Source organism: Sphingomonas sp. Leaf22 (genome assembly GCF_001421715.1).
GTDB lineage: Bacteria > Pseudomonadota > Alphaproteobacteria > Sphingomonadales > Sphingomonadaceae > Sphingomonas.
Map to the genome: position 1 here is coordinate 449,117 of NZ_LMKP01000041.1, position 11,655 is coordinate 460,771.

Below are 11,655 nucleotides of genomic sequence, written 5' to 3' on the forward strand. Positions count from 1 at the left end.
AAGCAGACGCCATGTAAGGTAGAGACGATATTATGTAAGGTTGTATTGACACAAAGTCCGAATCGCTCGATATATAGTCAGGTAAACACGACATATTGTCGTTCGATGCTGACAAGGGGATACGCAACATGGCCGCTCCGAAACCCGAACCGCGCCGCCACAGCCTGTTCGCCATCGGCCTGTTCGTACTGGTCGTGTTTCAGGGGGTGAAGGTCGATCTGCCCGATGTGGTCACCCTGCCGATTGCCGTCGACACGACACAGGGCATCGCCTTCGCCGCCCACCTGGGCGATGCCGCCATCTCGTTGACATGGCGCTGAAGCGACCTGCTTCCCGTTCCTCTTCCACAAGGCAATTCTCCATGTCCGATCCACAATCGGGCGAACGTCGCGCCGCCGTCCGTCAGCGCGTGCGCGGTCTATGGATCGCGGGTATCGCGACCTTCCTCATGGCTTCTCCGTTCCTGCTCAGTGTCGCTGCGCGCTATTACTACAAGAACGGTGGAGCGATGCCCGCCGGCCGTTTCCCACTGTGGATACCCGTTACCTACTGGACTATCGTGGTGGTCGCGGGCCTGATCGGCGTCGCACATCTCTATCGCACCAGCGACGAATTCGAGCGCCGTCGCCTGATCGACGGGTTTGCGGTCAGCGGTCTGTTGCTCGGTCTATGCGTTCCACCGATCTTCTTTCTCGGCTACCAGTTCGGCGTGATGTACGTGTGGATCATCGCCTTTCTGGCCGGGCTGGTCGCCTTTGCCCGGCCGCGTGTCGCGCGGTGAAGAATCGGCTCAAGATCCTGCGGGCCGAACGGGACTGGAGTCAGGCCGAACTGGCCGGGCGGCTCGACGTGTCGCGGCAAGCGGTGAACGCGATCGAGACCGGCAAGCACGATCCGTCGCTCCCGCTCGCCTTTCGCATGAGCCGGTTATTCGCGCTGCCGATCGAACAGATTTTCGAGGATGACGTCGATGATTGAGAATTGGGGGGCCGCACGCGAACGGCAACGTCGGCGGCGGCGTTGGAAATGGGTTGCGCTGGTGATCGTCGCAGCGATCGCAGCACCGATCGTCGCCGCCTTCGTACTTGGTATCGTCGACGGCTATACCGGCCGCGGGGTTGTCGGGCCGGGGCCAGACCGACGCCCGCATATCGGCTATATCGGTATGGCGCTGGCCGTCATGGTCGCTATCGCCGTCCAGTATCGCCTGTGGCGCGCCGCCGACGAAGTGGAACGCGGGCAGATCAACATCGCTCTGGCGCTGGCCGGCGTGGTCGCCTTGTCCACCCTGCCGATCCTGTCCCTCGCGGCCGCACCGCTGGCGCTCGACAATCCGGCCATGCTCGGCTGGAGCCTTGCCACCGCAACGCTGATCGGAACGCGCATCGTCCAGCGACTGCGCGGATGATCGCGCGGGTCGTCGCAGCGCTGCTCGGCTGGCTGACGCTCGCCAGCCCGATCGCGGCGCCGACGGCGCTCGCCCCGGCGCTGTGGGTCGCGCACGATGGCGATACGACGATCTGGCTGTTCGGCACGGTGCATCTGGTGCGCGCCGGCACGCCGTGGCTGACCGGTCCGGTAGCGCGGGCCGTTGCCGACAGCGACGTGCTGACCCTCGAAATCGCGCCGACCACCCCCGACTCGATGGCGCGGGCGCTGGTGAAGGTCGCGCCGGTCCGCCCCGCGCCGCTGCCGCCCGAACTCGACCGGCGGCTACGCAAGCGCGCGCACGACCTCGGCTTTCCGGCGCAGGCGTTCGACGCGACCGACCCGTGGTTCGCCGCCACCACGCTTGCCGCCCAGCCGCTCGCCCGCGCCGGCTACAGCCCTGCCCCTGCCCCCGAAACGCTGCTGGCACGGCTCGCCGATCGCAGCGGCACGACGATCGAACCGCTCGAAACGCTGGACGGCCAGCTCGGCATCTTCGCCGCCCTGCCCCGGCCGGCACAGCGCACGATGCTCGCGCGCGTGCTCGACGATCCCGATCCGGTGCCGGCGATGGACCGCATCGTCGCGACCTGGGGCAAGGGTGATGTCGCCACGCTCGGCCGCCTGCTGGCGAGCGACATGGACGAAGCGGGTCCAGCGGTCCGCGCTGCACTGCTCGACCGGCGCAATGCGGCATGGGCGCGGACGATCGCCGGGTGGATGCGGCAGGGCGGTAAGCGATTCGTCGCCGTCGGCGCGGGGCATCTGATCGGGCCGGGCAGCGTGCAGGCACGGTTGCGGGCGATGGGCGTGGAGGTAAGGCGGATGCAGTAGCCCTGCCCCCTGCCCCCGCTTATCCCGTTCGGTTCGAGCAGCTTCGAGCGAAGTCGAGAAGCGTCCGTCGAGAACGATCCGCTTTGGGCAACCCCTTCTCGACTACGGTTCTCGACAAGCCCGAACCTCCGCTCGAAACAAACGGGGGTGGGAGAAGAGGTGAAGGCGGGAAGCAGATGGACGGCGTGAAGCAAGCGAACGGGGGATAGCCCCCCCCAACCTTGCCTTTCCCCGCGAACTCCCCTATGCGCCCGCGCTTGTTCGTGCCGGGGTCATCCCTGGAGGCCCGGCCGCGCAAGACCTATAAACCAAGCATTCAAGGAAGACATGATGAGCGACACGCTGCACCTGTCGGCCGAGACGCGCGATCGGGCAGGCAAGGGAGCCTCCCGTGCCCTGCGTCGCGATGGCCGCGTCCCCGCCGTGATCTATGGCAACAAGCAGGACCCGCAGGGGATTCACCTGAACGCCCGTGAACTGATGAAGCAGCTCATGACCGGCCACTTCATGAACTCGGTCATCATGGTCGATGTCGGTGGTACGAAGGTGCGCACGCTGGCCAAGGACGTCGCGTTCGACGTCGTCAGCGACCAGCCGATCCATGTCGATTTCCTGCGCATTTCGAAGAATGCGAGCGTGACCGTCTCCGTGCCGGTGACCTTCGTCAACGAAGACGACGCACCCGGCATCAAGCGGGACGGCGGCGTTCTGAACGTCGTGGCGCACGAGATCGAACTGACCGTCGAAGCGTCGAACATCCCGACCGAGATCGTCGTCGACCTGACCGGCCGCGAAGTCGGCGATTCGATCCATCTGTCGGACGTGACGCTGCCGAACGGCGCCGAAGCGACTGCCGGTGACGACACCGTCACCGTCGCGACCATCACCCAGCCGACCACGCTGACCGCCGAGGACGAGGCGCTCGACGCCGAAGTCGCCGAAGCGCAGTCGGCCGAAGCCGCTGCCGAAGAAGCCGAAGGCGAGGACAAGGCCGAGGGCTGATCCGCCCCGCCTTTCCGGCGCTACGAAGGAGCGGGATGGCCGAGGTCGTCCCGCTCCTTTGCGTTTCGAAGCACCACGTCATCCCGGCGCAGGCCGGGATCCATTGTGTCGGATGCTGGCGATGGAGCGGTAACGGGGCCATGTCCATGGATCCCGGCCTCCGCCGGGATGACGGACGTCGTGGAGGACGATCCTCGCCCCCCCCCAACCGTCACCCCGGACCCGATCCGGGGTCCCGCTTCTTCTTCCGCCGGAACCAAGCGCTCCCACCCGTGACCAACGCCCCCACACCCGCTACAGCCACCCGCCAGCCACCCCGAAGGACCCCTCGATGCAGCTCTGGACCGGCCTCGGCAATCCCGGCCCGCAATATGCGATGCACCGCCACAATATCGGCTTCATGGCGGTGGACGCCATCGCCGAGGTCCATGGCTTCGCCGCCCCGAAACGGGCGTTCCAGGGCTGGGTACAGGAAGGGCGGATCGGCACGCAGAAAATCCTGCTGCTCAAGCCCGGCACCTATATGAACGAAAGCGGCCGTTCGGTCGGCGAAGCGATGCGCTTCTACAAGCTGACGCCCGCCGACGTCACCGTCTTCCACGACGAACTCGACCTCGCCCCGTTCAAGCTGAAGGTGAAGACCGGCGGCGGCCATGCCGGCCATAACGGGTTGCGCTCGACCGACGCGCATATCGGCCCCGACTTCCGCCGCATCCGCCTCGGCATCGGACATCCGGGGCACAAGGACCGGGTAAGCCCCTATGTGCTCGGCAATTTTGCCAAGGCCGAACTCGACGACCTGACCGACCTGCTCGGCGCGATCGCCGCCGAGACCCCGTGGCTCGCGGCAGGCGACGACGTCCGCTTTATGAACGAAATCGCGCGGCGCATGGGGTGAAGCGGGCGCTATTCCCACCCGCCTGACCGACAACCAACCTTTCCCAGCGGCCATTAGCGTCACCCCAGCGCAGGCTGGGGTCTCTCGATTGAAGAGCAAATCGATTACCGCAGGGAGACCCCAGCCTGCGCTGGGGTGACGTTCTTGATAGCCTGCTTACGAAGTAACGCCACGCGCCCACCAAACCGCAACATCGGTCGCGCACGCCCCCCAAGTCCCGGCTATCCCGTCCCTACCAACGACAAGGAACGGACATGACGCCGGCGCAACGTACCTATCACGACCGCATGCGCCGCGCGCTCGATCATATCGACCGGCATCTGGACGACGATCTCGACCTCGCGGGCGTCAGCGCGGTCGCCGCCTTCTCCAAATATCATTTCCACCGGCAATTCACCGCATGCTTCGGCCTGTCGGTGCATCGCTATGTCCAGCTCGCCCGGCTGAAACGCGCGTCGTACCAGCTCGCCTATCGCGATACCGGCCGGATCACCGAGATCGCGCTGGATGCCGGCTATGACGCACCCGACGCCTTTGCCCGCGCCTTTCGCACGCGCTTCGGCCAGTCGCCGTCCGATTTCCGTTCTGCGCCCGATTGGGCGCCGTGGCGCGCGGCACTCCTGCCGCTCGACGATGTGAGGAACCGAACGATGCAGCATTTCGACCCCGTCACCATCCGCGACTTCCCCGACACGCCGGTCGCGGTCATGCCGCACGAAGGCGACATGGCGGCGATCGGCGATACCATCCGCCGCTTCATCGCATGGCGTCGCGCCAACCGCCTGTCGCCCGCCGACAGCCCGACCTTCAACATCTTCCACAGCGACCCCACAGACCCGGCGGCGGGGCCGATCCGCATCGACCTGTGCGTCGGCACCGATCGCCGGTTCCCGGCGAGCGACGGCGTGACCCCCGGACGGATCCCCGCCGGCCGCTGCGCCGTGCTGCGCGTGACCGGCCGCAGCGACGATCTGGAGGCCGCCGCGCTGCACCTCTACCGCGAATGGCTGCCCGACAGCGGCGAGGAACTGCGCGACGTTCCATTGTTCTGTCAGCGGGTCAGCTTCTTCCCCGACGTCCCCGAGGGCGAGGCGATCACCGACCTGTTCCTGCCGCTGCGCTGAGGGGGGTTGGGCGCGCGCTCCCAACCCTGTCACCCCGGGCTTGACCCGGGTGTGGATTCACATTCGAAGTGCAACGGGATGAAGGCTTCGGCGGGGGTTTGGAAGCCGAGGCATTTTCGGGGCGTATGGTTGTGTTTGGCGAGGATGGCGTTGAGCGCGCGCGGCGACAAGGCGTGAGGTTCGGTTTTTCTGGGCAGGTCGCGTCTGAGCCGTCCGATGGCGTTTTCGACGCCGCCCTTCTGCCAGGGCGASCGTGGATCGCAGAACCAGGCGTYGATTTTGAGTTGCTGCTCGATGCGGCGGTAGCGGGYGAACTCGGTGCCGTTGTCGAAGGTGACGGATCGTCGCAGTCGTTCGGGTAGCGACCGCAGCATCCGCACCAGYGCCGTCGCGACGGGATCGGCCTTGAGGCTGTCCTGCCGCACGGCGATGGTGAGCAGCGAGGTACGTTCGTGCGCGACGATCAGTGCGTGGCCGGGCTTGNGCCGTCGCGACGGGATCGGCCTTGAGGCTGTCCTGCCGCACGGCGATGGTGAGCAGCGAGGTACGTTCGTGCGCGACGATCAGTGCGTGGCCGGGCTTGGAGAAGAGCATGGCGTCGGCCTCCCAGTGACCGGGTTCGCAGCGGGTTGCGACGTCGGGCGGCCGGTCGTGGATCGTAMGGCCGGTCGGGCGCGGCCAGCCACCTTTGGTGCGCCGCCCACGTTTATATTTGGCGCGCGGTAGATAGTGGCGCCAACGCCGGTCGTTGGTGCGCGTGAGCTGGGCGTAGACGAAGCGGTAGATCGTCTCATGGCTGATGACCGGGCGGCCTGCCTCGCGCGCGAGACGGCCTGAAACCTGCTCGGGCGACCAGCCNGAGCTGGGCGTAGACGAAGCGGTAGATCGTCTCATGGCTGATGACCGGGCGGCCTGCCTCGCGCGCGAGACGGCCTGAAACCTGCTCGGGCGACCAGCCTGCGCCGAGGCGGTCGAGGATGGTCTCGCGCAGATCGTCCTCGCGCTCCAGCCGGCAGCCGCTCCAGCGCCGCGCCTCGGCCTGCGCCTGGGCATAGGCGGGGCGGGGCGGGGCGGGGCGGGGCGGGGCGGGGCGGGGCGGGGCGGTAGCCGACCTTGCTGCCRGCATTCCGTTTCAACTCGCGCGARACCGTCGACGGCTGGCGATCCAGAGCTGCAGCGATTTGCCGGATCGATTGCCCGGCTTCRTGAAGCCGGGCAATCGAACACCGTTCCTCAAGCGATAACTGACGGTAGATGGACATGGCAGCACCTGTCTCAGGTGTTGCACTTCGTTTGTGAACTCAGGCCGGGCAATCGAACACCGTTCCTCAAGCGATAACTGACGGTAGATGGACATGGCAGCACCTGTCTCAGGTGTTGCACTTCGTTTGTGAACTCAGAGGGGTCCCGCTTCTTCGCCGTCCCGGCCTCCGCCGGAGTACGGCGACGAGTGAGCAGCGTCATCGCAAAACCACTTTCCTACATCGTCAGGAGAAGCCATCATGGCCGAACTGATCCCATGCCCGCCAACCACGACCACCTCCAACGCAACCCGACCGCGAAACGCGCACGAGTGTGACTTTCGTGACCTTTGGCCCGGTCTTGCGCCAAACCGGCCCGCGTCGATAGGAAAGCGTCCATGGCCAAGTTCTTCCGAATGCTCGCTTTCCTCCTCGCCCTGTCGGCCGGCACCGTCCATGCCGCCCCGCGCTGCGCCCTCGTCGGCGAGTCGCGGGTCACCTTCGGCGACCGATCGGTACCGGTCCATCTGCCGCCGAGCCCCACCACCCCCGCCCCGCTGGTCATCCTGCTCCACGGCAGCGGCAGCACCGGCGCGGCGATGCTGCGCGATTCGAACCTTGCCGCCACCGCGGACACCCACGGCTTCGTCGTCGCTGCCCCCGACGCCGGCATTGCCCATGACAAGGGGTTCGTCTGGAACATCCCCGGCGTGCCCACCGTCGCCGGGACGATCCCCGGTCCCGACGCGCCCGACGACGTCGCCTTTCTCGGCGCGCTGATCGACCGGTTGGCGAAGGCCGGCTGCGTCGACCCCGCCCGCGTCTATGCCACCGGCCTGTCGGGCGGCGGGCGGATGACGTCGTGGCTCGGCTGCGTGGCGGCCGACCGCCTCGCCGCCATCGCCCCGGTCGTCGGCCTGCGCGCCGGCAATCCGCTCGCCGGCGATCCGACCCGCCCCGATCCCGCCACCTGCGGGCCAAGCCGGCCGGTTCCGGTCATCGCCTTCGCCGGCGACGCCGACACCACCAACCCGATCGAGGGCGGCGGTGCGAAATACTGGTCCTACACCATGCACGCCGCCGAACAGCGCTGGGCCGCGCTCAACCGCTGCACCGCCGCCCCCGTCACCCGCTGGGTCGCGCCGAAGGTCTACGAGGAACGCTACACCGCCTGCCGCGGCGGCGCGGACGTGGTCGGGCGGATCACCGTCGGCGGCGGGCATAGCTGGGTCGTCGACAACGACGCGCTCTGGGCGTTCCTGTCGCAGCACCGCCGCTGACCCTTCCCAAGGCAATGCGAATCCGCCAAGCCGCACCGATGACCGTCCGAACCCTGTTCCCGACCCATCTCTACGAAGCGACCTTCAACGACGCGCTGGTCGCCGATCTCGACGCGTCGGTGCGCACGCTGGCCGAGGAGGATATGGCCGGGCGACGCTGGTCGAAGGAGCATGGCTATCACGGCTATACCTCCTACGCCTCGCTCAACGACCTGCCGCTGCGCGATCCGGTGTTCGCCGATCTCAAGCGCATCCTCGACCGCCATGTCGCGAAGTTCGCCGCCGCGTGCGGCATGGAACTGGGGGGGCGCAAGCTGAAACTCGACAGCCTGTGGGTGAACCTGCTGAAACCCGGCGGCGGCCATTCGGGCCATCTCCACCCGCACAGCGTCGTGTCGGGCACCGTCTATGTCGCGGTTCCCGAAGGGGCCGGCGGCATCCGCTTCGAGGACCCGAGACTGGCGCAGTTGATGGCCGCCCCCACCCGCCCCGGCACGTTCGAAACCGTCGCCCCCCGGCCCGGCACGCTGCTGTTGTGGGAAAGCTGGCTGCGGCACGAGGTCATGCCGCACGCCGGCAAGGGCGAGCGGATCAGCGTCAGCTTCAACTATCGCTGGTAGCTTTTGCAAAGACCGCCGCCAGCCGCTAAGGGGCGGGCTTTCCATCATCACCGGGATTGCGCCAAGTGGGTTTTCGCTGCGGTATCGTCGGGCTGCCGAATGTCGGCAAGTCCACCCTCTTCAACGCCCTGACGCAGACTCAGGCGGCGCAGGCGGCCAACTACCCCTTCTGCACGATCGAACCGAACGTCGGTAACGTCGCCGTCCCCGATCCGCGGCTGGACGCGCTGTCGGACATCGCCGGTTCGGCCAAGAAGGTCGAAACGCAGCTGGCGTTCGTCGACATCGCCGGCCTCGTCCGCGGCGCGTCGAAGGGCGAGGGGCTCGGCAACCAGTTCCTCGGCAACATCCGCGAAGTCGACGCGATCGTGCATGTGCTGCGCTGCTTCGAGAATGACGATATCCAACATGTCGACGATCGGGTCGACCCGATCGCCGATGCCGATACCGTCGAAACCGAACTGATGCTCTCCGACCTCGAATCGCTCGAAAAGCGTGTGCCGAACCTCGCCAAGAAGGCGCAGCAGGGCGACAAGGAAGCGAAGATCGGCGTCGTCGTGCTCGGCCGCGCGCTCGACCTGTTGCGCGAAGGCAAGCCCGCGCGCCTGACCGAGATCAAGGACGAGGAAGAGGAACGGCTGTTCGCGCAGGCGCAGCTGCTGACCGCCAAGCCGGTCCTCTATGTCTGCAACGTCAACGAAGAGGACGCGGCTGAGGGCAACGAACTGTCGGCCAAGGTCTTTGCCAAGGCCAAGGCGGAGGGTGCCGAAGCCGTCGTCGTCTCCGCCGCGATCGAGGCCGACATCGCGACCATGGAACCGGCCGACCGCGCCGAATTCCTGTCCGATCTGGGTTTGGCCGAAACCGGCCTCGCCCGCGTGATCCGCGCCGGCTATTCGCTGCTCCACCTGCTGACCTTCTTCACGGTCGGCCCCAAGGAAGCCCGGGCATGGACCGTATCGGTCGGGGCGAAGGCACCGCAGGCTGCAGGCGAGATCCACAGCGATTTCGAACGCGGCTTCATCCGCGCCGAAACCATCGCCTTCGACGACTATGTCGCGTGCAAGGGCGAAAGTGGCGCACGCGATGCGGGCAAGCTGCGCTCCGAAGGCAAGGAATATGTCGTGCAGGACGGCGACGTGATGCTGTTCCGCTTCAACGTCTGATCGCCCGACACATTCCCGTCACCGGCGGGCGATAGACGAACGGCCTGTCCTCTTGTCGAGACCTGTCATGCGTATCCCCGCCCTCTTCGTCGCGCTTGCCGCCCTGTCGGGCTGCGTCATCCAGACCGGATCGGTAGCGCCGCCGCCCTCTGCGGTTGCCGAGGCGAAGGCGCCGGTCACGATCCTGATCGGGGTCGATGGCGCCCGGCCCGACTATCTGTCGCCCGCGATCGCGCCGAACCTGTCGCGGCTGGCGGCGGACGGCGTGTCGGCGTCGATGCAGCCGAGCTTCCCGACCAAGACCTTCCCCAATTTCTGGACGCTCGCGACCGGCGTGCGCCCCGACAAATCGGGCATCGTCGGCAACAAGATGGAGGACGCCACCCGCCCCGGTGAGGTCTTCACCATGGCGACCGACGATCCGTTCTGGTGGAACACAGCCAAGCCGATCTGGATCGCTGCCGAGGAAGGTGGCGTGCGCAGCGCGACGATGTTCTGGCCGGGCAGCGAAGTCGCATGGGGCGGTACCGGCAAGCCCGACCACGGCGTCTATGCCGGCGGCCACCACGCGTCCGACTGGCAGGCGTTCAATCAGGCGATCACCGCCGAACAGCGCGTCGACGCGGTCATCGACTGGCTGCGGCGACCGGCGGCGACCCGCCCGCGGTTCGTCACCCTCTATTTCGACGATGTCGACGTCGCCGGCCACGACGCAGGCCCGCATTCGCCCGAGACGCTAAGCGCGATGACCCGCGTCGATGCCGCGATCGGCCGTTTGCAGCGTGAACTGGCGGCCCTGAACCAGCCGGCGAACCTGATCGTCGTCGCCGATCACGGCATGGCGGCGGTCGCTACCGACCGGGTCATCGCGTTCGACCGCTTCGCGCCGGCCGACAGCTATCGCCTGATCGAAACCGGTCCCTATGCCGCGATCGAACCGATGCCAGGCAGGGAAGCCGCCCTCGCCGCTGCGGTCGGCCGGCCGCAGCCGCATATGCAATGCTGGCCCAAGGAACAGATCCCGGCGCGGCTGCGCTATGGCACCCATCCGCGCGTGCCGTCGTTCCTGTGCCTTGCGGACATCGGCTGGACGATCCTGCTGACTGCGCCGACCCGCCCGGTCACCGGAGGGGCGCATGGCTATGATGACGCCGCGCCGGATATGCAGGCGCTGTTCGTCGCCGGCGGTCCGGCCTTCCGACCGGGCGTCAGGCTGCCGGCGTTCCGCAACACGGCGGTCGCCCCGCTGCTCCGGCGGATGCTCGGCCTGCCCGCCGACCCGACGCTCGACGGGGATGGCGGCATCGCGGCGACGGCGCTGCGATAATGCTTGCCAGCCGGTGGATTTCGTCCTGAAACTGCCCCCATGCGCTATTTCGAGGACATCGCCGTCGGCGAAACCGCCCGTTTCGGCTCCTACCGCGTCGAACGCGATGCGGTGATCGACTTCGCCCGGCAGTACGACCCGCAGCCGTTCCACCTGTCCGACGAAGCCGCCGCGCAGACCCATTTCGGGCGGCTGGCGGCGAGCGGCTGGCATAGCTGCGCGATGACCATGGCGATGCTGGTCGACCATTGGACCGCGAACCCGATCGCCAGCCTCGGCGCGGCGGGCATCGACGAACTGCGCTGGAAGCGGCCGGTCTATCCCGGCGACACCCTGTCGTGCGAAACCGTGGTCCGATCGGTTCGCGCATCGCGCAGTCGCGCCGAAATGGGCAATGTGGCGAGCGAAGTGACCGTCCGTAATCAGACGGATGAGGTGGTGCTGACCTTCATTTCGCAAGCCTTGATCGCGACGCGGGCCGGCAAGGGCTGATACTCCTCTTCGCCGTACGCTGTCGCCAGACGGTTTCGGTATTTGTGTGTGACAGCTTCGGTGCCCCGGCGTTCGCGAGACCTATGCGCAAGCCTCAAACTTGGTCAAAACCTCGCCGTACCCCCGCTTAGGCGGGAGTGTTCACGTCGGACTCTGTAGACGTTTTCTGGCGAGGAAGATGTCGAGGGTGATCTCGAGCATCTGTTGGGTCTTGGAGGCGCGTTTGGTTCGGCGGTTGAAGCG

The 11,655-nt window shown here is 67.0% G+C and carries 13 protein-coding genes and 3 pseudogenes; 13 read left to right on the top strand and 3 right to left on the bottom strand.

Annotation, left to right across the window (positions count from 1 at the left end):
• Positions 1-128 precede the first annotated feature (128 nt).
• From ASE70_RS15750 to ASE70_RS15785, 8 genes are all read left to right on the top strand, one after another.
• Positions 129-320 (top strand): hypothetical protein, encoded by a 192-nt coding sequence (locus tag ASE70_RS15750; RefSeq protein WP_156356299.1) that lies wholly within the window; start codon positions 129-131, stop codon positions 318-320.
• A 41-nt stretch (positions 321-361) separates the two neighbouring features.
• On the top strand, positions 362-781 hold the full coding sequence (locus tag ASE70_RS15755) for a hypothetical protein (protein WP_056506757.1): 420 nt from the start codon (positions 362-364) through the stop codon (positions 779-781).
• On the top strand, positions 778-978 hold the full coding sequence (locus ASE70_RS15760) for a helix-turn-helix transcriptional regulator (protein ID WP_056394732.1): 201 nt from the start codon (positions 778-780) through the stop codon (positions 976-978). Before ASE70_RS15755 ends, ASE70_RS15760 begins: the two co-directional genes overlap by 4 nt.
• Complete coding sequence (locus ASE70_RS20230) at positions 971-1,408, top strand: hypothetical protein (protein ID WP_162235998.1); 438 nt, start codon at positions 971-973, stop codon at positions 1,406-1,408. Before ASE70_RS15760 ends, ASE70_RS20230 begins: the two co-directional genes overlap by 8 nt.
• On the top strand, positions 1,405-2,262 hold the full coding sequence (locus ASE70_RS15770) for a TraB/GumN family protein (protein ID WP_056506760.1): 858 nt from the start codon (positions 1,405-1,407) through the stop codon (positions 2,260-2,262). The genes ASE70_RS20230 and ASE70_RS15770 overlap by 4 nt, the downstream gene beginning before the upstream one ends.
• Before the next feature lie 330 nt (positions 2,263-2,592).
• Entirely contained in the window at positions 2,593-3,264 is a 672-nt protein-coding gene (locus ASE70_RS15775; protein ID WP_056506904.1) for a 50S ribosomal protein L25/general stress protein Ctc, read from the top strand.
• Between the two features lie 331 nt (positions 3,265-3,595).
• Entirely contained in the window at positions 3,596-4,162 is a 567-nt protein-coding gene (gene pth, locus ASE70_RS15780; RefSeq protein ID WP_056394725.1) for an aminoacyl-tRNA hydrolase, read from the top strand.
• A gap of 254 nt (positions 4,163-4,416) precedes the next feature.
• Entirely contained in the window at positions 4,417-5,286 is an 870-nt protein-coding gene (locus ASE70_RS15785; protein ID WP_056506763.1) for an AraC family transcriptional regulator, read from the top strand.
• Between the two features lie 29 nt (positions 5,287-5,315).
• On the opposite strand, the pseudogene ASE70_RS20795 reads toward ASE70_RS15785, so the two are convergent.
• From ASE70_RS20795 to ASE70_RS21130, 3 pseudogenes are all read right to left on the bottom strand, one after another.
• Positions 5,316-5,676, bottom strand: a pseudogene (locus tag ASE70_RS20795) (IS30 family transposase); the annotation flags it as partial.
• A gap of 94 nt (positions 5,677-5,770) precedes the next feature.
• Positions 5,771-6,144, bottom strand: a pseudogene (locus ASE70_RS21125) (IS30 family transposase); the annotation flags it as partial.
• 16 nt (positions 6,145-6,160) lie between these two features.
• Positions 6,161-6,548, bottom strand: a pseudogene (locus tag ASE70_RS21130) (transposase); the annotation flags it as partial.
• 377 nt (positions 6,549-6,925) lie between these two features.
• Here ASE70_RS21130 and ASE70_RS15800 point away from each other — a divergent pair.
• The 5 genes from ASE70_RS15800 to ASE70_RS15820 all read left to right on the top strand — a co-directional run bounded on the left by ASE70_RS15800 (position 6,926) and on the right by ASE70_RS15820 (position 11,412).
• Entirely contained in the window at positions 6,926-7,807 is an 882-nt protein-coding gene (locus tag ASE70_RS15800) for an alpha/beta hydrolase family esterase (RefSeq protein ID WP_082451066.1), read from the top strand.
• A 38-nt stretch (positions 7,808-7,845) separates the two neighbouring features.
• Complete coding sequence (locus ASE70_RS15805; protein ID WP_056394718.1) at positions 7,846-8,427, top strand: TIGR02466 family protein; 582 nt, start codon at positions 7,846-7,848, stop codon at positions 8,425-8,427.
• 65 nt (positions 8,428-8,492) lie between these two features.
• The gene (gene ychF / locus ASE70_RS15810; RefSeq protein ID WP_056506772.1) at positions 8,493-9,593 is read left to right on the top strand and encodes a redox-regulated ATPase YchF; all 1,101 of its coding nucleotides are present in this window, start codon (positions 8,493-8,495) and stop codon (positions 9,591-9,593) included.
• 67 nt (positions 9,594-9,660) lie between these two features.
• Positions 9,661-10,920: an alkaline phosphatase family protein gene (locus ASE70_RS15815; RefSeq protein WP_056506775.1), complete on the top strand. Its 1,260-nt coding sequence runs from the start codon at positions 9,661-9,663 to the stop codon at positions 10,918-10,920.
• Positions 10,921-10,959: 39 nt separating this feature from the next.
• Positions 10,960-11,412, top strand: coding sequence for a MaoC family dehydratase (locus tag ASE70_RS15820; protein WP_056506778.1), 453 nt, complete (start codon positions 10,960-10,962; stop codon positions 11,410-11,412).
• Positions 11,413-11,655 lie beyond the last annotated feature (243 nt).